Origin of the sequence: Pseudomonas sp. LAIL14HWK12:I7, assembly GCF_000483465.1 — a bacterium.
Lineage (GTDB): Bacteria > Pseudomonadota > Gammaproteobacteria > Pseudomonadales > Pseudomonadaceae > Aquipseudomonas > Aquipseudomonas kermanshahensis.
In genome coordinates, this window is record NZ_AXYZ01000008.1 from 175050 (window position 1) to 197494 (window position 22445).

Below are 22445 nucleotides of genomic sequence, written 5' to 3' on the forward strand. Positions count from 1 at the left end.
CGATTACCGAACAAAACCGGATTTCGCGAATTGCTAGACCGCCACCCCGTGGTCAACATGAAACCAGACGCAGGCACACCGACCACCGCCTTCTTGCCAGACGGTCATTCGGCAGAACCTGCGCTAACAAGCCCAACGCCACAACATAATAAGTTCAATAAAACCGGGTACCGACCTATGAACACTGCTCTCGCCTTGCGATCCGCACCTGTCTCCTGGCTGCCTGTCACGGCCTTGGCGCGGAATACGCCCGCACTTCACGTTTGACCCCACTCCCGAGATAACCCCACGCTCGCCTTGCGCCGTGCGGGAACCAACAAGAACAACGGAGACACCGATGGCTCACTCCAGCTCTCAAGCCAAGAAAGCGACCGCCAGTGGATGGATAGGCTCGGCACTCGAGTACTACGACTTTTTCATCTATGCACAGGCTGCGGCCCTGATTTTCCCGCAAATCTTCTTCCCTAACACCGACCCGAAAATGGCGATCATCGCCTCGCTGGCCACTTACGGTGTCGGCTACCTGGCCCGCCCGGTCGGCGCCATCGTGCTCGGCCACTGGGGTGATACCCGCGGACGCAAGAACGTACTGCTGCTGTGCATGTTCCTGATGGGTGTGTCGACCATGGCCGTCGGCCTGCTGCCGACGTACCACGACATCGGTATCCTCGCCCCCGCCTTGCTGGTGCTGCTGCGCCTGGTCCAGGGCTTCGCGGTAGCCGGCGAGATCTCCGGTGCCAGTTCGATGATCATGGAGCACGCGCCGTTCGGCCGACGAGGCTACTACGCGAGCTTTACCCTGCAGGGCGTACAAGCCGGCCAGGTCTTGGCGGCGGCGGTGTTCCTGCCACTGGCCTACTTCATGCCGAGTGAAGCCTTCAACGATTGGGGCTGGAGGATTCCGTTCCTGATGAGCGCCGTGGTGCTGATCGCCGGTTTCATCATCCGTAAAGAAGTGCACGAAACACCTGCCTTCGTGAAGGAAGAGAAGCAGGATAAAGTTGCCAAATCGCCAGTCAGCGAGGCCTTCCGCCACAGCTGGAAACACATGGTGCTGGTGATGTTCATGGCCCTGATGAACGTGATCCCGGTCGTCGCGACCATTTTCGGTGCGGCCTACGCGGTGCAGCCGGCCTATGGCATCGGCTTCGACAAGAGCGTGTACCTGTGGATTCCGGTGGTCGGCAACATCGTCGCGGTGTTGGTGATTCCATTCGTCGGCAACCTTTCCGACAAGATCGGCCGTCGCCCGACCATGATCGCCGGGTGCCTGGGTTCGGGCCTGCTGGCCTTCGTCTACCTGTATGCGATCAGCATCCAGAACGTACCGCTGGCCTTCGCTGCCTCGATCGTGATGTGGGGCATGGTCTACCAGGGCTACAACGCGGTGTTCCCAAGCTTCTACCCTGAGCTGTTCCAGACCCGCTACCGTGTTTCGGCCATGGCCATTGCGCAGAACATCGGCACCATGCTGACGGCCATGCTGCCGGCGCTGTTCGCCCTGGTGGCGCCACCGGGCTCGGACAACATTCCACTGGTCGTGGGTGGCATGGCGTTCTTCATCACCTGCATCTGCGCCCTGGCGGCGTACATCGCACCAGAAACCCATCGCCTGTCGATGGAAGACCTCGGCAACCCGCAAGCCAAGCCGATGGAAAAGGCCGCGTACGAAGCCAGCCGTAAAGGCAGCTTGCAGACTGCAAGCCACTGATAGATCGCAGGGGGCTGCTGCGCAGCCCTTTCGCCGGCAAGCCGGCTCCTACAAGTGTGCGCAAATCCCTGTAGGAGCCGGCTTGCCGGCGAATGGGCCGCAAAGCGGCCCCAGCGTTTTCAGCCCTTGATCACTTCCTGCAGCCGTTGCCACAGTTGTTCAACATGCTCCCGCTCGGTCGGCAATGCGCCAATCGACACCCGCACCATCCACCGCCCATCAAGGGTAGCCGGCGTTACATACGCCTCCCCAGAACCATTGAGCCGCTCGGCCCAGGCCTTGGTATGCGCATCCAGCGCCTCCCCTTCCAGCCCCGCCGGCCGATGCTGGATGCACAGCGTCTGCAACTGCACGGGTGCCAATAGCGTCCAACCCGGCGTCGCCTCGACCTGCCCAGCAAGCCACTGAGCGTTATCCAAATCACGGCGCAAGCGCGCCTGCAGCGCTTCGACGCCCTCGCTGCGCAACATGAACCACAGTTTCAAAGCGCGGAACCGCCGGCCCAGTGGAATACCCCAATCACGCAGGTTCTTGACCTCACCATCCACCGCCGACTGCAGGTAGCTGGGGTTGGTGCTCATCACCCGGATCAGGTGCTGCGGGTCGCGCACGTAGTAGATCGAACAATCAAAGGCCACACCCAGCCATTTGTGCGCGTTGACCACCACCGAGTCGGCCAGCTCGATGCCGTCCCACATCCAGCGGCACTCGGGCAGAATCATTGCAGACCCCGCCATGGCCGAGTCAACGTGCAGCCACAGGCCATGGGCCTGGGTGATTTCACCAATCGGGCGCAGTGGGTCGAGTGCCGTGGTGGCGGTGGTGCCGGTGGTCGCGACTACCGCACAGGGCTGATTACCTGCCGCCAGGTCCTGCTCTATCGCCGCCCGCAGCGCGTCTGGCTGCAGGGCGAACTGCGCGTCGGTGGGGATCAGGCGAATGTTGTCACGGCCAAAACCGGCCAGCAGTGCGGCCTTGTCCACCGAGCTGTGGGCGTGGGCGCTGACGTAGACGATCAGCGGCTTGGGCTGGGCCTGCAGGCCACCGCGGACCAACGCGTAATTGCTGGCCCGTTCGCGGGCGCAGATCAGCGCCACCAGGGTGCTGGTTGAGGCGGTGTCCTGGATCACCCCGCTCCATTGCCCTGAAAGGCCGAGCAACTGGCGCAGCCAGTCGAGGGTGGTTTCTTCCAGCTCGCTCAAGGCTGGGCTGGACTGCCAGGACAGGCCAAGCACACCCAGGCCGGTACTGAGAAAGTCGCCCAGCACCGATGACAACGTGCCGTTGGACGGGAAGTAACCGTAGAAATCCGGGTGCTGCCAGTGCGACAGGCCCGGCATGACCAGGTTGTTGACGTCGTCGAGAATCGCTTCGAAGGGTTCGCCTTGCTGCGGGGCGCACTCAGGCAGGGCCGCTTTCAGGTAGCCCGGTTCGACTTGGGCCATGACCGGGCGTTCGCCCACGGTTTGGCGGTAGTCGGCGATCAGGTCGATCAATTGGTGGCCGTACTGGCGGAATTGTTCTGGGGTCACGGGCGGTCTCCATTGGGCACTGGCAATACAGGCCCACCAGTCTAGGTGCCACCCGCCCTGCAAAGAACCCCGCTTCGTGCATACCTCCTATGGCGTTGGCGCATGCCCCCCTTGCACGCCGAACTGGGACTGGCGCCACAGCTCGAACACCCGGTTGCGCAACCAGCGGTGCTCGGCCGAGGCCTGCAGGCGCTGGTGCCAGACCACCCAGTAACGCTGGCTGTGATCGATGAAGCCCAACGGTCGCCAGGCCAGGTCATGCAAACGGCACAGTTGCCGGGCGATGTGCTCCGGGACCGTGGCCACCGCCTGGCTGTTGCCGATCACCTGCACGGTGGCCGAAAAAAACGGCACTTCCAGGCTGACCCGCCGCTGCAGGCCTTGGGCGCGCAGGTGGCGATCGATGAAGCTGTCCTTGTCGCCACCCCCGGAAATGCGCACATGCTTGTGCGTCAGATAGGCTGCCTGGCTGAGCGTTTCATGGGCGGTCAACGGGTGGTCGCGGCGCATCAGGCACACCGCGCGGTCCTCGCCAAGCAGACGACCATGCAGGTTGGGCGGCGACTCATCGAACAAGGTGGTGGCCAGGTCGATCTCGCCACTGGCCAGCAACGCGTACTGGCCAGCCTGCCAGGTGCGGTATTCGAGGGACACGCCGGGCGCTTCGTGCTCCAGCGCCGCCACCAGCAGCGGCAGCATATGCTCGGCGACGTAGTCCGAGGCCGCCAGGCAGAAACGGCGCTCGCAGCGGGCGGGGTCGAACACGGCCGGTTGGCGCAGGGCGTGCAGCTCTTCTAGGACCTGGCGCAGTGGCTCAACCAGGGCTTCGGCATGCTCGCTGAGCACGTAGCCACGGCCTTGGCGCACCAGCAGCGGGTCGTCGAAGGCTTCGCGCAGGTGGGCCAGTTGACGGCTCAGGGCAGATTGGCTGACACCCAGGCGCTCGGCGGCGTGGCTGAGGTTTTTCAGCTGCAACAGGTGGTCGAGGGTACGCAGGTGGGCGAGGCTGAGGGAGGCGAAGGTGGGGGTCATGCAGGCTTCCCTTCATTAAGACTACTGGCCCAATCGCCGGCAAGCCGGCTCCCACAGGGGTACCACAATCTTCAGCATCGTGGGGCCTGTGGGAGCGGGCTTGCCCCGCGAATGGGCCGCAAAGCGGCCCCGGCTTTTAGTCGGTCAGGCCGACATAGACGTTCTGCACGTCATCGTTCTCATCGATCGCCTCGAGGAACGCCTCGACCTCGGCCAATGCCTCAGCGCTCAAGCTGGCAGCACTTACCGGGTTCTTCGGGGTGTAGCCGATCTTTGCCGAGGTCACGGTAAAACCATGCTCCGGCAGGGCCTTTTGCACCGCGTCCAGGTCGGTGGTGTCGGTGATGAACAGGGTCGAACCCTCTTCTTCCCCTTCCTCGAAGTCCTGGGCACCGGCTTCGATGGCGGCCATTTCCGGGTCTGCGCCTTCGCTCGGGGAGGCTTCGATCAGGCCGACGTGGTTGAAGTCCCAGGCCACCGAACCGCTCGCACCCAGCTGGCCCTTGCGGAACAGCACGCGGATCTGCGCGACGGTACGGTTGATGTTGTCCGTCAGGCACTCGACGATCAGCGGCACCTGGTGCGGCGCAAAACCTTCGTAGCTGACCGCGTGATACTGCACGGCATCACCGTCCAGGCCGGCACCCTTGCGGATTGCCCGGTCCAGGGTCTCGCGGGTCATCGAGGCCTTTTTGGCCTGCACGATCGCCAGGCGCAGGCGCGGGTTCATGTCGGGATCGGCGCCCGATTTGGCAGCGATCTGGATCTCTTTGGACAGCTTGCCCATGATCTTGCCTTTGGCATTGGCCGCTGTTTCTCTATGTTTGGCTTTCCACTGTGCGCCCATGTCGACTCTCTTGTTTCAACGGCCAGTTCAGGAAGCGACCGGCCAAAAGTGGGTGCAGTTTATACGCCCTCGGGCATGTGATCGACAAGAAATCTCATGCTTTGTCGGCCTTCCCCGCCGCCGCCGCAAAACGTGCCAGGCGTACATCGAGGTGCCGTGGCCGCAGCCCGCGGTCCTCGGCGCGCTCCTTGCGGCGAATGGCATTGCGCACCATCAGCGACCCCAGGTAGCGAATCGGCTCTGGCGGAAACAGCCCCAGCGGCCCCTGGACCAATGGCGATCGGGTCCAGGGGTTGTCCAGCCCCAGCGCCAGCGACGACAGGATTTGCCCCCCCATGTGGCACGGCCCGACGCCGCTGCCGGAATAGCCAAAGCCATAGAACACATTGCCCTGCCCGTCTAACCGGCCGAAGAACGGCAAGCCCGTGACCGAGCGGTCCGACGGCCCATTCCAACTGGCCGCCAAGGGCACGCCCGCCAACGCCGGGAAAAACTCGCCCAGGCTTTCACGCAGCAGCGGCCGGTAGGGTGAGGGCTGGTCGAATACCGGCAGCATGCGCCCGCCATAGGCGAAGGTATTGCCGCCCTTGCCGAGCATCAGCCGGCCATCGGAGGTGTTGTGGTAGTAATGCACGAAAATGCGCGAATCGAGCACGCTGACGCCGCTGTCCAGGCCGATTTCGCGCAACAGCTCAGGGCACGGCTCGGTGATAATCATGTCGCTGGACACAATCGCTACACTGCGCTCGAACTGCGGGAACGCCCGCGCCATCCAGGCATTGAGGCCCAACACCACACGGTCGGCGTGCACCGTGCCGTGGGCCGTGCGCACCTGTACCGGCGCACCGTGCGCCAGGCTCGTCATGGCCGTGCCTTCGTGAATGCGCACGCCACGCTGCAACGCCACCCGCCGCAGGCCGCGCACCAACTGCCCGGGCTGCACGGTGGCGGCGGCCGGCGAAAACCAGCCTTCCAGGTGCCGCGCCGACCCCGCCAGGCGTTGCACCTGGTCCAGCGGCAGCCGCTGGAACGAATTCACCCCCTGCTGCTTCAGCGCGGCGATCACCGCATCGGTGGCACCGACCTGGGCCGAGTTGGTGGCGGTGTACAGCGTGCCGTCCAGCCGGTAGTCACAGTCAATGCCATTGGCCGCGCAAAACGCGCCGATGGCACCGATGCTGCGTTCCGACTCGCGCACCAGGCGCACCGCTTCGGCCGCCCCGAACAGGCGCTCGAGGGTGAAGTACTTGGCCGACCACGACAGCGCACAACCGCCATTGCGACCACTGGCGCCAGCGCCGCAGATGTCGGCCTCGATCAGCACGACATCCAGCGCCGGCACCGCCTCCTTGAGCATCAACGCGGTCCACAGGCCGGTGTAGCCGCCGCCGACAATGCACACATCGCAACGGCTGTCGCCTTGCAGCGGCGGGCACGCCGCTTCCTGCGCCGAATCCAGGGCCTGTTGCAGCCAGAAGGGTCTCATTCGCTCGCTTTCCTTTAGGTACGCAGTGGCTTGATTGCCATGCTGGTGTTCGGTGCCACGTCGTAGCGCTGCACCGCGGTGGCCGGGCGGCTGTTCCAGTGCGGCAGCAGCACCAGCGCCGAGAACAGTGCGCAACCGGCGAACACGATGAACACCGTGACGCCGTCGAAATAACCCGGCAGCAGCCCGCCAAGCACGGCCCCCACCGAGCCACAGCCGTTGACGAAGCCTGCTGCGGTGGCACCTGCCTTGGCGGTGCCGAAGTCGATGGCCGCAGCGCCGCTGATCATCGAGTCAGGGCCATACAAGGTCAGGCCCATGACAAACAGCAGGCCCACCACCAGCATCACGCTGCCGGTGTGCATGGCCGCCATGAACGCGGCTAGCGTCACCGTCAACAGCACCAGGCTGATCACGCAGGCCGGCATGCGCCGCGCGCCGAACAGTTTGTCGGAGGCCAGGCCGATCATGATCGGCCCCAGCAACCCGGCCAGCTCGAAGGCCGTGGGGATGATCGCCGCGCCGACCTTGCCCACCGACGGCATTTGCTCGAAGACGATCACTGGCCCCCACAGCAGAATGGCGTAGCGCGCCGGCTTGAGCAGGAAGTAGGCCAGGCCCAGGGTCAACACCGTGCGGTTACGCAGGATCTCGCGCAATGGCGCCCAGACGCTGCACAGGTTCGCGCCCGGTGCCATGCTCTGCGGCTCGGGCTCTACGGCAGGCAAGCCGACGTCTTCTGGCCTGTTGCGCTGCAGGAAGAAAAACAGCACAGCCACCAGGGCGACCACCACGGCACTGGAGAAAAACGCGGCGTGCCAGGTGCCGACCAGGGTGTAAGCCCACCAGCCGGCAAACGGCGAAGCCACCAGGCCGCCAAAGGCATAGCACGAGCTCCACAACCCCAGTACCCGCCCGCGCTGCGCGGCTGGGAAGAAACTGCCGATGTTCTTGCACAAACCGGCCCAGCCGGTGGACTGCGCCAGGCCTTGGATCAACATGCAGGTGGCGAAGATTGGGAAGGTGGCGTAGCTGCCCATCACCACCGCCGCCGCCGCCGAGATCAGCAAGCCGCCAAGCACCACCACACGTGGGCCGAAGCGGTCGGCAAGCATGCCCCAGGTGAACTGGCCCACGGCATAGGCGGCCAGGTAGATCGCGTCAAGGTTGGCCATGGCGGCCTTGTCGAGCATGAAGCCTGGGTCTTCGGCGATGCCTAGCTTGGCGACCGAGAATGCCTTGCGGGTGAAGTAGAAGGCGGCGTAGGCCAGCCAGGTGATTGCGAAAATCTGCATACGCCAGCGTTTGAACGTGGCTAGGGAATGGTTCATGTGAGTCTGACCTCTTGCTCAAGTGTGCCGGCAGAATGTGAAGAAACGCCTGTCTTGTTCTTGTGTTACGCACAGCGATGGCGGGGGCCCGTCATCGGGTCAGATGGCGCTGTATCAGCGCCATGGCCCCGACCGGCGCTTGTGGCTGCGGCGGGGCTGGGAGGTATGGAAACAGCTGGTGACTGATAAATAAAATCGATTTATCGTATTTCACTCATAAGCCCAGCTTGTTACTGGAGTCGTCATGTCGGTGTCCCACGCTCAACTCAAGGCCTTCCACGCGGTGGCGGTGCACGGCAGCTTCACCCGTGCCGCGCAAAAACTGTTTCTGACCCAGCCGGCTGTCTCCGACCAGGTGCGCAAGTTGGAAGAGCGCTTCGGCGTGCTGCTGTTCCACCGCAACAAGCGTTCGGTGCAACTGACCGACCTGGGCGAGCGCCTGCTGGGCATCAGCCAACGCCTGTTCGCCTGCGAAGCCGAAGCCCACGAGTTGCTGCAGGACTCACGCGCCCTGCACACCGGCAGCCTGGTGTTGGCGGTGGACGCGCCGGTGCACGTGCTGCCGCAGATTGCGCGGTTCTGCCAGCGTTACCCGGGCATCCAGGTGAAGGTCGAAACCGGCAACACTGATGAATCGTTGGCCCGGCTGTTCAGCTACCAGGCGGACCTGGCACTGCTGGGACGGGACGTCGACGATGAGCGCCTGCACTGCCTGCCGCTGCGCCGCGACCCGATGGTTGCCTTCGTCAGCCACCATCACCCTTGGGCCAGCCGGGGCTCGATCAGCCTGGCGGACCTGGATGACACCCCGTTGGTGCTGAGGGAGCCTGGGTCGGTGACGCGGCAGACGCTGGAAGAAGAAATGCAGCGCGCCGGGCTGCGGATTCGGCCGGCGATCCAGGTGGAAGGCCGGGAGGCGGCGCGCGAAGCGGTGGTGGTGGGGATTGGCGTGGGGGTTGTGTCGGCGGCGGAGTTTGGCGCGGATGCGCGGGTGTGTGCGTTGCCGATTGTCGACTGTCAGCGGCATTTGACCGAGACGCTGGTGTGCCTCAGCGAGCAACGTACGCGACGGGTAGTAGCGACGTTCTTGCAAATGGTTGAGGAAGGGCTGTAAAGCTGCATTCCCAATGTTTGCTTGGTAGGAGCAGCCTTGTGCTGCGAAGAGGCCGGTGCAGGCAGCATTGATGTATGGTGCCTGTACCGGCCTCTTCGCAGCACAAGGCTGCTCCTACAAGGATCGCGAGGATCACGAGGATCACGAGGATCACGAGGATCACGAGGATCACGCCCCATGCTCTTTCGATTTGCCGCCGACGCTCTGGTGCTTTTGCACCTGGCCTTCATCTTGTGGGTGCTGTTCGGTGGCCTGCTGGTACTCAAGTGGCGCCCCGCCCTGCTCGTCCACCTGCCTGCCCTGGCCTGGGGCTTGGCGGTGGAAGGGCTGCACCTGGAATGCCCGCTGACCGACTGGGAAAACCGCATGCGCTTCGCCGCCGGCGACGCGGGCTACCACGGCGGTTTCGTCGAACATTACATCTGGCCGCTGATCTATCCGGCCGGGCTGACGCCGCAGATCCAATGGCTGCTGGGCGCCATCGTCCTGCTGGTCAACCTCGGCATCTACGGCTACGTGCTCGGGCGCAGGCGCCGCCCTACCGCGTAGCGATCACGAACAAGCGCGGGAACGGCAACAGCACCTTACCGTCGGTGGCCGGTGGGTAGTCGTGCTGCATCGCCTGCAGGTACATCTGCAGGAAGGCTGCTTGCTCTTGTTCGTCCAGCCTGGCCAGGTAAGGCCGCAACGCCGAGCCCTTGAACCACTCCACCACCGCTTCGGCGCCACCCTCCAACGGATGATGGTACGTAGTACGCCACACATCCACCCGCGCGCTCCGCGGGCTGAGCAAGTCGTAATAGAACGCGGCGTTGTGCCTGGGCGGTAGCTGGAAATCGGCGAATTTGGCGGCCCAGGGGCCTTTGCTGGCGATTTCGCGCAGTTGCCGGTGCGCTGGCTCGTCAAGGTTGTCAGGGGTTTGCACCGCCAGGCTGCCGCCCTCGCTCAGCTGGCTGACCAGGTGCGGATACAGCGAAGCGTGGTCCGGCACCCATTGCAGCGAGGCATTGGCCAGGATCAGGTCTTGCGGCTCTGGCGCGGACCACTGGGCGATGTCGGCAATGGCGCAGCGCACGCGTGGTACACACAGCCTTTTGCGCTCCCGGGCCTTTTCGACCATGTCCGGGTCGCTGTCCAACGCCGTCACCTGGGCATCGGGGTAGCGCTGCAGCAGCACCTCGGTCGAGTTGCCCGGGCCGCAGCCCAGGTCGGTGGCATGGCGGACCGGGCGTGGCGGCACGGCGGTCAGCAGGTCGCGTACGGCGCGGGTGCGCTCGTTTTCGAAGAGGGAATACTGGGTGGCGGACCAGGCCATGTGCGGCTCCTTTGGGCGGGCAATGTGCCCAGCATAAGCCAAGTAGTGGCACTTAGGGTCTATTCGCGGGCCGGAACCGAGCGTCTATCCTTGAAGTCAGTCCTTATATGCGCCTGCCCATGAAAACATTCCTGGCCCTCGCCATACTGGCCCTGATCGCCGCTGCCGCCCTCCTCGGCTCGCCGTGGATGAACCAGCGTTTTCACATGCCGCCGGACAAACACCCGGCCCAACAACGCGAAACGGCCGGGTCCTCAAGGGAGCCGGCCGTCTTGAACCACAACTGAAGCTTAGTGGCGTTTGGCGCTACGGATCTGATGCACCACACCCATGGCTACCACGACTGCGGCAGCAATACCGGTGGAGATCACCAGGATCTGGTAGTCAGGCATGAACGCCATGGTCACCAGGGCAGCCACGATGAACGCGATTACCAGGTAGGTCAGCCACGGGAACAGCCACATCTTCAGGCGCACTTCCTTGCCTTCGGCAATCAGCTTGCGGCGCATGCGCAGCTGCGAGAAGGCGATCACCAAGTACACCAGCAGCGCGATCATGCCGGTGGTGTTCATCAGGGTGTCCAGCACGTCTTTCGGGCGCAGGGTTTCGCTGAAGTTGATCAGCGCACACACCACCGCCACGGCGCACGAGCCCATGATCGCGTACACCGGTACGCCGGTGCCGGCACGGGTGATCTTGAAGAACGACGGCGCGTCGCCACGCTGGGACAGCGAGAACAGCATGCGCGAAGCGGTGTAGTGACCGGAGATCAGGCAGCTGCTCACCGAGGTCAGGACCACGAAGTTCATCAGCAACTCGGCATACGGCACGCCCAGCAGCTCCAGGGTACGGCGGTAGGCGCCATAGCCCGAGACGCCCAGGTGCGGGTCGTTCCACGGCACCAGGCAGACGATCAGGAAGATCGAGCCAACGTAGAACAAGCACACACGCCACACCACCGAGTTGGTGGCCTTGACGATCTGCGCGGCCGGATCTTTGGCTTCGGACGCGGCGATGGTCACGATCTCTGCGCCGAGGAAGGCGAACATCACCCCGAGCAACGCACCAATCACCGTAGTGATGCCGTTGGGCATGAAGCCTTCTGCGGTCAGGTGGCTGATGCCACGCACTTCACCGAACTGCCAGACGTTCATCACCGCTGCGGTGCACACCACCAGGAAGCAGACGATGGCGATCACCTTGATCAAGGCAAACCAGAACTCGAACTCGCCGTAATGCTTGACGTTGAAGAAGTTGACGGTGATCAGCAGCAGGGTCGTGGCCAGCACGAACACGTTGACACTGACGTCAGGGAAGAAGCCATGCAGGATCTTGCCCGCCACATAGGCTTCCCACGCCATGAGGATGACCCAGTACCACCAGTACAGCCAGCCGATGGTGAAACCTGCCCAACGGCCAATGGCGCGGTCGGCGTAGGTGGAGAACGAGCCGGTGTCAGGCGAGGACGTCGCCATTTCGCCAAGCATGCGCATGATCAGCACCACCAGGATGCCGCCTGCCAGGTAGGCCAGGACAGCGGCCGGGCCGGCGCTGTGAATCACGCTGCCGGAACCGACGAACAAGGCGCCGCCGATAACCCCGGCGATTGACATCATCGTCAGGTGGCGCGACTTGAGCGAGGCACTGAGCTTGCTCTCGTGCCCGCCTTTCGCGGTGGTGGTTGTGGATGTTGCGTCCATCAGTTGTGTACCCCGTGCTTCTTTTTATCCAAGGAAAACTGTGAGACCCCGATGGCTAGCGGCCTCACCTGTACATCAGTGCTAATGCGGGCAGGATGGTGTGAGCAAACACACGCAGGCCATCCATGGCGGCCTGCTGACGCGCCCGAAGGTTTGCCCTTCGAGCGAACTGAACATGCTTTATGTGGCGATATCCGACACCTAATGTAAAAATGTCCGACGCAGAGAGCCATGCACAGTGGCATGAATCTCGCACTGCACTGTACAGGTCGCCAATGCAGTACACCCTGCAGGCACCTGACGCTACGCACCCTGAAAGGCCCTCGAATGTTCGAATTACACCCAGACGCCCCCACCCCGTTGGTCAACCAGATCATCGACGGCTTGCGCGAGCTGATCGACAACCAGACGCTCAAGCCTGGGGCCAAGGTCCCGTCTATCCGCGCCTTTGCCGCGACCTACTCGGTGAGTACCTTCACCGTGGTCGAGGCCTACGACCGCCTGGTCGCCCAGGGCCTGCTGGTCAGCCGCGGCAATGCCGGGTTTTTCATCAACCGCGCGGCTGGCGAGTTGCTGGACAAACACAATGTCGAGGCCGACACCAGTCGACCAACGTTCAACTCCGAGTGGTACCTGCAGCAGATCTTCGAGATCCGCCAGCTGCCCTTCAAGCCCGGCTGCGGCTGGCTGCCCAATGACTGGATGTACGAGGAAGGCCTGCGCCGCGGCCTGCGCCAGGTCGCTGGCAGCCCGCTGGAACTGTCCGGCTACGGCGACCCCATGGGCCTGGCCGAACTGCGCACGCTGACCGCACAAAACCTGCAGCAGGAGCTGTCGATCGTCGCCAACCCGGCGCAGCTGATGCTCACCCACGGCGCCAGCCAGGCCCTGGACCTGGCCGCGCGCACCCTGGTGCGCCCAGGGGACGTGGTGCTGGTCGACGACCCCGGCTACCCCAACCTGATGAGCATCCTGCGCACCCAGGGCGCGACGTTGGTGGGCGTACCCCGCACCCCTGCCGGTTACGACCTGAACCAGCTGGAGCAGTTGCTGGCGCATCACCGCCCGACCGCGTTCTTCACCCAGCCGCACCTGCACAGCCCGACCTGCTCGCGCACCCCGCTGCCGCAGTTGCATCGGCTGTTGCAACTGGCCAGCCAGCATGGCTTCCGCCTGGTCGAGAACAACCTGTACGCCGACATGGTCGCCGAACCGCAACCGTGCCTGGCCAGCCTCGACCACCTGCAGCAGGTGGTGTACGTCGGCAGCTATTCGAAGAGCATCTCGCCCAACGTACGGGTTGGCTACATGATGGCCAACCCGGAGCTGATGCAGAAACTGGTGCACCTGAAAATGCGCTCAGGCCTCACCACCTCGCAGGTGATGGAACGCGTGGTGTATGCCGCGATCATCGACGGCCGCTGGCGCAAACACCTCAAACGCCTGCGCCAGCGCCTGGCCGAGGCGCACCAGGAAGTGGGCCGGCACCTGCACCGGCTGGGCTTCGAGCTGTTCACCGAGTCGGACGAAGGCATGTACATCTGGACCCGCCACCCCGCCATCCCCGACAGCGCGGAGCTGCTGGATGATGCGTTGGAGAAAGGCATCATGCTTGGGCCTGGGCAGCTGTTCATGGTCGATGCCAAGCCGACCGGGTGGATGCGCTTCAATGTGGCGTTCAGTACGGACCCGGCGATGTGGGAGTTGTTGGAGAAGGTGCTGGTGAAGCATGTGCGGCGGGGTGGGGTGTAGGGACAGAGCCTAGTAAAACTGCCAGTTGTGAGGGGCGGCCGGAGTGATCCAAACTGGGACATCTCCCTCCAGCAGGTCGCGATAATGAATGATTCAATACGCAGCCTTCATGCTCAACAGCTGACGCCACAACGCTCAACGCCGCCGGCTTCCCAGCTAAACAGCCCTCACACTTATCACTTTTACAACGGTAACCGCCTGGCAACACGGCTGAACACCCAGGGTTGTCAGCGCGTAATCTGGGCACTCAATATCGGAGTGGCGCAGGGCACGCAAGTAAGTGGAACGTGGCACAATCAGATGCTACAGACAGACCAGCAAGGCTCGGCTTTGGGCAGTTTCAACGATGAGTATCAGGGGACAGTCTATACGCCTTATGGCCATCGTTTCGCTGCTGAGAGCGCGCCACTATTGGGCTTCACAGGACAATGGATAGATCCTATATCTGGCACCTACCCGCTGGGAAATGGGCACCGTTTCTATCATCCACAATTACGGCGCTTCAGCAGCCCCGATGCGCTGAGCCCGTTTGGCAAAGGGGGCTTTAACGCGTACGCCTACTGCGCGGGGGATCCAATAAACAGCGCTGATCCCACCGGGCGATGGACTTTCGAACTCTACCAAAAACTTACCACCAAAGGTAGCTCAGTGCTCCAGTATTTGGTTGATAATCCGGAACAGCGCTTACACGCAATTGGCTTCGGCGACGGTAAAACTCCAACCGCCCCAAAAGGTTATAACCGTACATACTTAAAATATGATGCCGCAGAAAAACGCCCGAGAATTAAATCGACTTCTAAACTCTTGCAAAACCAACGACAAATACCTACCGGCCATTACTACACCAACGAGGAAAACAGCGTGGTGATACTTGGCTTTGGCCAACGTCTAGGTGATCCAGACGCTAGTTTAATGCTCTCACACCACGATACACTTGTAGCCGCCGGGTTCAACCTGCAACCTGTCAATACGTACGATGAGGGTTCTCTCTATCAAACACCCACGGGTATCAAGGTAGATCCACTCAAACAGAACACACCTAATGAGTCTAGAGCCAACCGAACTCACTTCAATGCGGCGCTGTTATCACTCACCGCGCGTGAATTGAGACAGCTCACTACACAGCCGATGGAACCGAACAGTGGTACTCGCCTTTGAACACGATCCACCACCCTGCAGGACCTTTGGGTATTTCCCAGGGCAGAGCCCCCTAACCTTTGCTGCAGTCATTTAAATCCACTGTAGAGCCTCTATCGCTGCGCGGTGGCTGGGGCGAAGCGGTGGGCTTCATGGTGGGCTCCTTTGCTTGTTGTTCTGGCAGGAGTTGTGGGTCATCACAGTTGCGCTCTGGTGGCGCTTGGTCGGTGCATGGCTGCGATTTATCGTCCCCGGGCTATGATTAGTCAATTTTCTATTTATTATTCGCATTATTAGCCATGCTTATCATCGAGCCCGACCATGTCTGACCGCCTGCTCAACGACCGCCTCGACTGGAACCTGCTGCGCACTTTCCGGGTCATCGGCCAGGAGCTGTCCATCAGCCGCGCGGCCGCCCGCCTGCACCTTACCCAGCCGGCGGTGAGCCAGGCGCTCAAACGCCTCGAAGATCAGCTCGGCCGGCAACTCATCGCCCGCCGTGGGCCACGCTTTGTGCTGACTGAAATGGGCGAGCAGCTGTTTGTGCTGGCCGGCGAGGTGTATGGGCAAATGTCGCTGATCGGCGGCCTGCTGGAGCAACCGGCGGACGAGCTGGTGGGCAAGGTGCGCTTGCTGATGATCAGCCGCATCGAAAGCGAGCAGTTCGACGATTTTCTCGCCGACTTCCACCGCCAGCACCCACGGGTAGAGCTGGAAATCGAGGTGATGCGCAGCTCCGACATCGTCGCCGCCTTGCAGGAGAAGACTGCCACGGCGGGCTTGAGCCTCAATCGACGGCCGCAACCGCGTTTGGAGCAGCGGCTGTTCCTGCGCCAGCGCTATGGGTTTTTCTGCGGCAAGCACCATGCCTTGTTCGGCCAGCTGGAGGGCGACCTGCAGCGTGAGAACTTCGTCAGTTTCACCAGCGACCAGATCGGCGGGATGCTCTCGCCGCTGACCATCTTCCGGGACCAGCAAGGGTTCTCCGGGCGGATCGTAGCGTCCTCGCCCAGCCTTGAAGAGGTACGCCGGCTGGTGATCGCGGGCTTTGGCATCGGCTGCCTGCCGGAACACGTGGTGGCGGCGGATGTGGCGGCGGGGTTGTTATGGAAGCTGCCACCGCAGGAGGGGATCGCGGATGTGGATATCCACCTGCTGTGGAACAGGGAGCAACGGCTGAGCCGGGCCGAGCGAGTATTTATCGAGGCCCTGCAACAGTGCGGGGATAACAAAGAATCGTAGGACACAGTGAGGGGGAGTTCATCGCAACATCGCAAAAACGCTGCTTGTGAACGCCCCTCTAGCGCTTTTTGGCTGACTGATAAACCGCGCTGCGTTCACGCTTGCCCACTGAAACTACCACAACAACGACCCGCTCATCTTCGACCCGGTAGACGAGGCGGTAGCCTGAAGCCTTGAACTTTATTTTGTAGTGATTAGGCAGCTCCCGCAGAGCATCGGCCTGCACCCTCGGTGCCTGCAAACGTTCGCCAAGCTTCTTCTTGATCTGCTCACGCAACGTATGGCCCAGTTTGCCCCATTCCTTGAACGCTGAAGGGACGAACTCAAGCTTATAAGTCATCCAAAGACACCGGTATACCTTGCTCACCAAGACGGGACTTGGCCAGCTCGCTTAGCTCGATGTCTTCCAGTTTTTCCATCATGGCTTCATACAGTTCGGCCGGCACCATGTAACCCATCACACGATTGTGATTCAGTACGGCAATGGGCATGCCTGCGGCGCCAGACATTACTGCAGTTGGGTTCTTTTTTAGCTCTGAAACGCTTACCGCTACGTCAGCGAAAATATTCTGCATGCTATCGCCCTCAATTAAGACCGATATTTTGGTCAAATTTAAGAAGCATGGCAAGGGACGGCCCCGTAAAAGTTTGGATCCCATCCCCGGGCAGGGTATGCTTGCAGGATAGCCAAATGCCACCATCCGGGCGCTCAGTGCCTGGCATTCACGGACGAGCCTCCTTTGCCCAGCCACCCTACCCGCCACACCATCGCCCGCCAATGGCAGCTGCTCAAGCTGCTGCCGGGGCGCCACCCAGGCATGAGCTCTACGCAGTTGCAGGCAGCGCTGGCGAAGGTGGGCCACACCACCAGCAAGCGCACCGTGGAACGCGACCTGGTGGAACTGTCGGCGTTGTTTCCGCTGCACTGCAACAGTAAAGGCATGCCTTATGGCTGGTACTGGCAACCTGGGCTGAGCCTGGACGAGGCGCAGCAACTGCAACCGGATGCCCTCGCACCGGTTCGCCAGATCGGGCTACGCGCCTGGGTCGATGACGCGCTCGCACGGCGCCTGGAACAGCAGCCACTGTCCACAGACATGCAGTTGGCACCTCAGCAAGACGGCGGCGCCGCGCTGGCCGCTACCGTCGACGACAGCCGTGCACTGATGGGCTGGTTACTGTCCCAGGCAGGGTCGATTCGTGTCCTAGCTCCCGCATCACTGCGCGCCGCCCTGCTGGAGCAGCAGCGCCAGAGCCTGGCGCTGCACGAAGAATGCAGCTAAGCACGAGCGTGTAGGAGCAGCCTTGCGCTGCGAAGAGGCCAACGACAACACCGGGAATCTTCGGTGGTGCTACGGGCCTCTTCGCAGCGCAAGGCTGCTCCTACACAACCGCTATTCGGTATTTGGTTGTGATATTCAGTAACGATCTACCGAGTGCTGAATTGCTGTGTCTCCTATTGTTCGTAACGACAAGGATCGTTAAACGAGGGGCACACCATGGATTGGGCCAAAGCAAAACTACTACGGCGGGGACGGTTTTCTGAACCCGGCAGGCTATACCTGCTCACCACCGTCACTCACCAGCGCAGGCCGCTGTTTGCAAACCTGCGTGCCGCGCGCCTTGTCATCGGGCAAATGCGCCATTCGGAACGAGAAGATGCCTGCCATTCACTTGCCTGGGTGGTGATGCCTGACCACTTACATTGGCTGATTGAGCTTCACACCGATACACTGTGCAGCCTGATGCGGCAGTTCAAGTCGCGTTCTGGCACTGCACTATGCAAAGCAGGGGTAAGTCGCGGCCAAATCTGGCAACGTGGTTATCAAGACCGTGCCGTACGCAAGGACGATGACGTGCGCAAGATAGCCAGGTACATCGTTGCAAACCCATTGCGTGCGGGTTTGGTTGAACACATCGGTGACTATCCCCATTGGGACGCAGTGTGGCTCACTGCGGACGTGACCAACCCACTTAACTCACTGTAGGAGCAGCCTTGTGCTGCGAAGAGGCCCGCGACAACACCGGGAATCTTCGCTGGTGCTACGGGCCTCTTCGCAGCACAAGGCTGCTCCTACAGTGACCCATTGACAGGTTCAGGAAGGCAACACCGACTCACGTCGGCGTGACAGGCAGGCGTACGCCAACCCCAGCACGCTGAACCCCAATATCCCCAATAACACCATCAATTCGCGGCTGTAGCGCGCCACTTGCGCGGGGAAGCCGGTGAACTCGCGGTACACCTGCACATCGGCCACGCCGTCGGCATGACGGATGCTGACGCCGCCCTGGCGGATCTGCGAGTAGTCGGCATCGAAGTACACCCACACCTTGCACGCCCCACCCGGTTCGATGGAGGGTATTTCGACCAGGGGCGTGGCGGCTTCGATAATGGTGTCGTTGCCAGCCGCATCGCGCACCTGCACCAGGCCCTTGGCCGGCAGGCGAATCTTCACCAGGCGAACCGGCGCATTCCCGGTGTTGCGCAGGTCGATGAGCAGACCGGTGCGATGGTCCACCAGCCCCGCCTCGAACGGTTTGGCGAACAACTGGGCGTAAGGCGCCTGGGCCAGTTCGATCAACCTGTCGACCTGATCCTGATGCAACTGCCCTTCGCTGATGGTGTTGATACGGCCCTGCAATTGCTCGTACTTGAGTTGCTCGCTGGCCTTGGTGATGCGTTCGCTGAATTGGCTCGGGTAAGTGAGGTAGGCGTAGGTCAGGGAGGCCTCCAGGCGAGGGCTGCCTTTGATCACCACATAGGCCACTACCATGACCATCAGGCCAATCAGCAGGGCTACGAGGACTTTGCCGACTTTGTCCCAGCTCAACGCAAACTTCCTTCTGTCGTGATACTGACGGTTCAAGGCGCCCAAGGGTGCCAATTTCGTGGCACCCAGGCAAGCGTTCAACGCCCTGGGAGCCGAAAGCGACCACACCGGTACCCTGATAGCAGAGCATAGCCACCCTCAGCATCGACAGGTTGAAGTTCTGACCCTGGGCTCAGAAGCCCAGCGTCGCCGACAGCAGGTAGGTCCTAGGGGTAGACAGCGTCAGCCCTGGCTCACTGTCGTCCGAAGCCCCTGCCGACGCCCAGTAGCGGTCGTCCAACACGTTCTCGACACTGGCCCGCAGCGTGACCTGGGTAGCGTCAACCTTGAAGGCATAGCGGGCGCCCAAGTCGAAACGCTCCCAGCCGTCGATCTGCTTGCTGTTGTTCTGGTCCAGGTACTGCGAACTCGAGTGAATACCCCGCGCGGTCAAGGTCAGCCCGTTTACCTTCGGCACATCCCATTCAGCCCCCACATTGACGTTGTACTCGGGCGTTGCCGGTGCGCGGTTGCCGTCGAAGGCGCCGCCGACGGTATCGGTCAGTTCGCTGTCGATGTACATCACCCCGCCCAGCAGGCGGACGCCCTCCAGCGGCTCGCCAAACACACTGAGCTCCACACCTCGGTTGTCGCGCTTGCCATTGGGCCCGAACACCCGCGTGGTGGCATTGGTTTCGTAGGCGGGCTGGCGTATGCGAAACACGCTGGCGGTGAAGCCGACCTTACCCAAGTCATACTTCGCCCCGACTTCCACCTGCCGGCTGGTGAAGGGCGGGAAGATCTGGTCTTCGTTGACCGACGTCGACGGCGCGATCTTGCCTTGGCTCAAGCCTTCCATGTAGTTGGCGTACAGCGACAGCTGCTCGCTGACCTTCAGCAGAACGCCCGCCGATGGCGAAACCTTTTCTTCATCGTAGGCCGTGTCGCCTTTGACGCCGTCGCTCCAGTCATCGACCTGCACCCGCTGCCAGCGGGCGCCCAAGGTCAGCAGCAGGCGGTCATCGAAAAAGCCAAGGGTATCGGCCAGGGCGACGCCGCTGAACCGGTTCTCGGTGTAAACCTTGGGGTCGAGCCGGGTCGGGGTGCCGGGTGTCGGCGTGGCCACCGGGTTGTAGAGGTTGCTGGGCGCGGAGGCATAGCGCGCGCCGCCGTTGGTGAAGTCCATGTAGAAGTACGTGGCGGCCAGGTTCACTTCGTGGCTGACCGGCCCGGTATGGAACCAGTTGCGCACACCGGCCGTGGCGGTACGCACGCTTTCATCGCGGGTGAAATCGCGCGGCTGAACAGTAAAGTCCCCGGCATCGTTGATGATCGAAACGTTGTGGCGCAAGAAGTCATGGTTGCTCTTGCGCGCACCGACTGCGCCATAAGCCATCAGCGAGTCGCTGATGTCGTACTCGGCATTGACGGCACCGAAGGTGTCATTAGTGCGCGCCTTGCTCCAGGCCTGTGCGTAGTTGTGGTGTACGTCATTGGCGCTCGGCACCTTGGCATTGGCACCAATCAGCACACGCTCCTGGGGGGCATCGGTATCACGCTCGGTGTGGCCGATGTCGGTCGATAAGCGCAGCCGCTCGCCGCGAAAATCCAGGCCCAGCACCGCCATGTCCCGCTCGACACGCTGGTGATCCCACTCGGTGTCGCCGGCCTGCTTGACGCCGTTGAAGCGGATACCAAACTGCCCACCCTCGCCAAAGCGGCGGCCGACATCCACCGCACCGCCGGCCTGGCTGCCCGAGGCAAAACTGCCGGTGAACTCAGTAATGGGCGTATCGCCTGCCCGCTTTGGCACCACATTGATACCGCCGCCCACGCTGCCACGCGGCGAAATACCATTGAGCAACTGGCTCGGCCCCTTGATGATGTCGACCCGGTCGGCCATCTCCATGTCGATCGAGTAGGTCGGCAAGATGCCGAACAGGCCATTGTAGGATACATCGCTGTTGAACAAGCTGAACCCGCGGATGGTGAACTGCTCGAAGCGCCCACCTGCCGGGTTGGTCGCACGCACCGAGGGGTCGCTGGCGATCAGGTCACCCAGGGTACGTGCCTGCTGGTTCTTCACCAGGTCGCTGGTGTAGGTGGTCATGCTGAACGGGGTGTCCATGAAGTCGCGCGAGCCAAGCAGGCCTTGCGACCCTTGGCGGGCGACCTGGCCACCGGCATAAGGTGGCGCGTCGCTGCCAGCCACATGGCCACCGACAATGCTGGTCGGGGCGATCTCCAGCGCATCCGACGCTTGCGCCACAGGCACCAGGGTAAACGCCCCGTTACCCACTGGTTGCAGCTGCAGGCCGCTGCCTTGAAGCAGCTGCATGAAGCCCTCGTCAACGCTGTAACTGCCTGACAACCCCCTGCTTTGCCGGCCAGTGACCAGCGCCGGGTCGAGTGAAAGGCTGACCCCGGCGAGGTGGGCGAAACGGGTCAGTGCGGCGCCCAAGGTGCCGGCGGGCACGGTGTAGGTACGCCGCGCGAGGTCGTCGGCCCAGGCTGACGAAGACAACAGGTTGGCACTCAGGCTGATGGCAAAACCCAGGTACATCAACGGACGCGAACGAAGTGACGCCGCACGCGGGCGGCAAGGCAATACGGCAGGCATTGAAACAGGCTCCCTTTATTCTCTACTACCGCTAATGACAGGCGGCCTGAAAAAAAGGGACAGCCTTGCAGCATTATTTTTAACGAACGAAAAACCCTGCCCACCGTCCACGGTTAATCCTTGACCGAGGTCATGCCGTGAAGGACGATCAGCCTTCCACAAGCAAGGACGAATACCATGTTACGGATATTGGGCAGAGCGTCTTCGATCAACGTGCGTAAAGTCCTCTGGGCCTGTGCCGAGTTTGATATTCCCTTCGAACGGGAAGACTGGGGCGCGGGCTTCACCGCCACCGACACCCCCGAATTCTTGGCACTTAACCCCAACGCCATGATCCCGGTCATCCAGGATGGCGACTTCACCCTGTGGGAATCCAACACCATCATCCGTTACCTGGCGACGCGCTATGGCCACGCCTCGGTGTACCCGACCGAGGCAAAAGCACGGGCAGGTATCGATCAATGGATCGACTGGCAGGCTTCGGACCTCAACAGGTCCTGGAGCTACACCTTCATGTCGCTGGTCAGGCATTCACCCGCCCATCAGGACCCGCAGGCGCTGGCCGCCGGCCGTGCCGAATGGTCTCGCTACATGCAGATCCTCGACCGCCAGCTCGCCGCAACCGGTGCGTATGTGGCCGGCGACATGTTCACCCTGGCTGACATCCCCATCGGCCTTTCGGTCAACCGGTGGTTCGAGACGCCTTTCGAGCATCCTCATTTGCCAGCCGTCAGGGCGTATTACGAACGCTTGAGCAAGCGCCGGGCGTTTTGCCTGCATGGCAGGAACGGCACCCCCTGAGCGCTTGATGCACAG

21 protein-coding genes are annotated in these 22445 nt (G+C 62.3%); 10 read left to right on the forward strand and 11 right to left on the reverse strand.

The features are described 5' to 3' along the window. The first annotated feature begins 337 nt into the window (after positions 1-337). Positions 338-1711: an MFS transporter gene (locus D886_RS0109915; RefSeq protein ID WP_027593782.1), complete on the forward strand. Its 1374-nt coding sequence runs from the start codon at positions 338-340 to the stop codon at positions 1709-1711. Positions 1712-1830: 119 nt separating this feature from the next. Here D886_RS0109915 and D886_RS0109920 read toward each other — a convergent pair whose 3' ends face one another. The 5 genes from D886_RS0109920 to D886_RS0109940 form a co-directional block, all read right to left on the reverse strand. Next, a complete protein-coding gene (locus tag D886_RS0109920; RefSeq protein WP_027593783.1) occupies positions 1831-3243 on the reverse strand; it encodes a DOPA decarboxylase in 1413 nt (470 codons plus the stop codon). Between the two features lie 87 nt (positions 3244-3330). Continuing rightward, positions 3331-4275, reverse strand: coding sequence for a LysR family transcriptional regulator (locus tag D886_RS0109925; RefSeq protein ID WP_027593784.1), 945 nt, complete (start codon positions 4273-4275; stop codon positions 3331-3333). Positions 4276-4411: 136 nt separating this feature from the next. Beyond that, entirely contained in the window at positions 4412-5122 is a 711-nt protein-coding gene (locus D886_RS0109930) for a YebC/PmpR family DNA-binding transcriptional regulator (protein ID WP_027593785.1), read from the reverse strand. A 94-nt stretch (positions 5123-5216) separates the two neighbouring features. Next, on the reverse strand, positions 5217-6608 hold the full coding sequence (locus D886_RS0109935) for an FAD-dependent oxidoreductase (RefSeq protein ID WP_027593786.1): 1392 nt from the start codon (positions 6606-6608) through the stop codon (positions 5217-5219). Between the two features lie 14 nt (positions 6609-6622). Further along, positions 6623-7939 carry an MFS transporter gene (locus D886_RS0109940; protein WP_027593787.1) on the reverse strand — a complete coding sequence of 439 codons (1317 nt, stop codon included), beginning with the start codon at positions 7937-7939 and terminating at the stop codon, positions 6623-6625. Between the two features lie 244 nt (positions 7940-8183). Between D886_RS0109940 and D886_RS0109945 the strand changes: the two genes are divergently transcribed. Beyond that, on the forward strand, positions 8184-9053 hold the full coding sequence (locus D886_RS0109945) for a LysR substrate-binding domain-containing protein (RefSeq protein WP_027593788.1): 870 nt from the start codon (positions 8184-8186) through the stop codon (positions 9051-9053). A gap of 177 nt (positions 9054-9230) precedes the next feature. Then, complete coding sequence (locus D886_RS0109950; RefSeq protein WP_027593789.1) at positions 9231-9602, forward strand: DUF2784 domain-containing protein; 372 nt, start codon at positions 9231-9233, stop codon at positions 9600-9602. Here D886_RS0109950 and tam read toward each other — a convergent pair. Beyond that, positions 9592-10368, reverse strand: a complete 777-nt coding sequence (tam, locus tag D886_RS0109955) for a trans-aconitate 2-methyltransferase (RefSeq protein WP_027593790.1) — start codon at positions 10366-10368, stop codon at positions 9592-9594. The genes D886_RS0109950 and tam overlap by 11 nt on opposite strands. A gap of 107 nt (positions 10369-10475) precedes the next feature. On the opposite strand from tam, the gene D886_RS0109960 reads away from it, so the two are divergent. After that, a complete protein-coding gene (locus tag D886_RS0109960; protein WP_027593791.1) occupies positions 10476-10655 on the forward strand; it encodes a hypothetical protein in 180 nt (59 codons plus the stop codon). A gap of 3 nt (positions 10656-10658) precedes the next feature. Here the strand turns inward: D886_RS0109960 and D886_RS0109965 are convergent, their stop codons facing one another. Then, on the reverse strand, positions 10659-12068 hold the full coding sequence (locus D886_RS0109965; RefSeq protein ID WP_027593792.1) for an amino acid permease: 1410 nt from the start codon (positions 12066-12068) through the stop codon (positions 10659-10661). 327 nt (positions 12069-12395) lie between these two features. On the opposite strand from D886_RS0109965, the gene D886_RS0109975 reads away from it, so the two are divergent. The 3 genes from D886_RS0109975 (at position 12396) to D886_RS0109980 (ending at position 16199) form a co-directional block, all read left to right on the forward strand. Further along, on the forward strand, positions 12396-13820 hold the full coding sequence (locus tag D886_RS0109975; protein WP_027593793.1) for a PLP-dependent aminotransferase family protein: 1425 nt from the start codon (positions 12396-12398) through the stop codon (positions 13818-13820). 84 nt (positions 13821-13904) lie between these two features. Next, positions 13905-14978 (forward strand): RHS repeat-associated core domain-containing protein, encoded by a 1074-nt coding sequence (locus D886_RS27745; protein WP_085273291.1) that lies wholly within the window; start codon positions 13905-13907, stop codon positions 14976-14978. A gap of 300 nt (positions 14979-15278) precedes the next feature. Next, positions 15279-16199 carry a LysR family transcriptional regulator gene (locus D886_RS0109980; RefSeq protein ID WP_027593794.1) on the forward strand — a complete coding sequence of 307 codons (921 nt, stop codon included), beginning with the start codon at positions 15279-15281 and terminating at the stop codon, positions 16197-16199. A gap of 58 nt (positions 16200-16257) precedes the next feature. Here D886_RS0109980 and D886_RS0109985 read toward each other — a convergent pair whose 3' ends face one another. Then, a complete protein-coding gene (locus D886_RS0109985; protein ID WP_027593795.1) occupies positions 16258-16539 on the reverse strand; it encodes a type II toxin-antitoxin system RelE/ParE family toxin in 282 nt (93 codons plus the stop codon). Beyond that, complete coding sequence (locus D886_RS0109990; RefSeq protein ID WP_027593796.1) at positions 16529-16774, reverse strand: type II toxin-antitoxin system Phd/YefM family antitoxin; 246 nt, start codon at positions 16772-16774, stop codon at positions 16529-16531. The genes D886_RS0109985 and D886_RS0109990 overlap by 11 nt, the downstream gene beginning before the upstream one ends. Positions 16775-16939: 165 nt before the next feature. Here D886_RS0109990 and D886_RS0109995 point away from each other — a divergent pair, with 165 nt between their 5' ends. Beyond that, entirely contained in the window at positions 16940-17482 is a 543-nt protein-coding gene (locus D886_RS0109995) for a WYL domain-containing protein (RefSeq protein ID WP_027593797.1), read from the forward strand. Between the two features lie 216 nt (positions 17483-17698). After that, complete coding sequence (locus D886_RS27750) at positions 17699-18187, forward strand: transposase (protein WP_081717482.1); 489 nt, start codon at positions 17699-17701, stop codon at positions 18185-18187. 108 nt (positions 18188-18295) lie between these two features. Here the strand turns inward: D886_RS27750 and D886_RS0110005 are convergent, their stop codons facing one another. Next, a complete protein-coding gene (locus D886_RS0110005; RefSeq protein WP_027593798.1) occupies positions 18296-19030 on the reverse strand; it encodes a hypothetical protein in 735 nt (244 codons plus the stop codon). Between the two features lie 172 nt (positions 19031-19202). After that, positions 19203-21629 (reverse strand): TonB-dependent receptor, encoded by a 2427-nt coding sequence (locus D886_RS0110010; RefSeq protein WP_027593799.1) that lies wholly within the window; start codon positions 21627-21629, stop codon positions 19203-19205. Positions 21630-21806: 177 nt separating this feature from the next. Between D886_RS0110010 and D886_RS0110015 the strand changes: the two genes are divergently transcribed. Continuing rightward, positions 21807-22430 carry a glutathione S-transferase family protein gene (locus tag D886_RS0110015; protein ID WP_027593800.1) on the forward strand — a complete coding sequence of 208 codons (624 nt, stop codon included), beginning with the start codon at positions 21807-21809 and terminating at the stop codon, positions 22428-22430. Positions 22431-22445: the final 15 nt, after the last annotated feature.

Excerpts from the sequence above, each read along its gene's own strand:
- D886_RS0109975 (WP_027593793.1), top strand. The coding sequence starts at position 12,396 with ATGTTCGAATTACACCCAGACGCCCCCACCCCGTTGGTCAACCAGATC.
- D886_RS0109930 (WP_027593785.1), bottom strand. The coding sequence starts at position 5,122 with ATGGGCGCACAGTGGAAAGCCAAACATAGAGAAACAGCGGCCAATGCC.
- D886_RS0109985 (WP_027593795.1), bottom strand. The coding sequence starts at position 16,539 with ATGACTTATAAGCTTGAGTTCGTCCCTTCAGCGTTCAAGGAATGGGGC.
- D886_RS0109915 (WP_027593782.1), top strand. The coding sequence starts at position 338 with ATGGCTCACTCCAGCTCTCAAGCCAAGAAAGCGACCGCCAGTGGATGG.
- D886_RS0110010 (WP_027593799.1), bottom strand. The coding sequence starts at position 21,629 with ATGCCTGCCGTATTGCCTTGCCGCCCGCGTGCGGCGTCACTTCGTTCG.
- D886_RS0109990 (WP_027593796.1), bottom strand. The coding sequence starts at position 16,774 with ATGCAGAATATTTTCGCTGACGTAGCGGTAAGCGTTTCAGAGCTAAAA.
- D886_RS0109925 (WP_027593784.1), bottom strand. The coding sequence starts at position 4,275 with ATGACCCCCACCTTCGCCTCCCTCAGCCTCGCCCACCTGCGTACCCTC.
- D886_RS0109935 (WP_027593786.1), bottom strand. The coding sequence starts at position 6,608 with ATGAGACCCTTCTGGCTGCAACAGGCCCTGGATTCGGCGCAGGAAGCG.
- D886_RS0109960 (WP_027593791.1), top strand. The coding sequence starts at position 10,476 with ATGCGCCTGCCCATGAAAACATTCCTGGCCCTCGCCATACTGGCCCTG.
- D886_RS27750 (WP_081717482.1), top strand. The coding sequence starts at position 17,699 with ATGGATTGGGCCAAAGCAAAACTACTACGGCGGGGACGGTTTTCTGAA.
- D886_RS0109950 (WP_027593789.1), top strand. The coding sequence starts at position 9,231 with ATGCTCTTTCGATTTGCCGCCGACGCTCTGGTGCTTTTGCACCTGGCC.
- D886_RS0110015 (WP_027593800.1), top strand. The coding sequence starts at position 21,807 with ATGTTACGGATATTGGGCAGAGCGTCTTCGATCAACGTGCGTAAAGTC.
- D886_RS0109965 (WP_027593792.1), bottom strand. The coding sequence starts at position 12,068 with ATGGACGCAACATCCACAACCACCACCGCGAAAGGCGGGCACGAGAGC.
- D886_RS0109980 (WP_027593794.1), top strand. The coding sequence starts at position 15,279 with ATGTCTGACCGCCTGCTCAACGACCGCCTCGACTGGAACCTGCTGCGC.
- tam (WP_027593790.1), bottom strand. The coding sequence starts at position 10,368 with ATGGCCTGGTCCGCCACCCAGTATTCCCTCTTCGAAAACGAGCGCACC.
- D886_RS0109945 (WP_027593788.1), top strand. The coding sequence starts at position 8,184 with ATGTCGGTGTCCCACGCTCAACTCAAGGCCTTCCACGCGGTGGCGGTG.
- D886_RS0109940 (WP_027593787.1), bottom strand. The coding sequence starts at position 7,939 with ATGAACCATTCCCTAGCCACGTTCAAACGCTGGCGTATGCAGATTTTC.
- D886_RS27745 (WP_085273291.1), top strand. The coding sequence starts at position 13,905 with ATGAATGATTCAATACGCAGCCTTCATGCTCAACAGCTGACGCCACAA.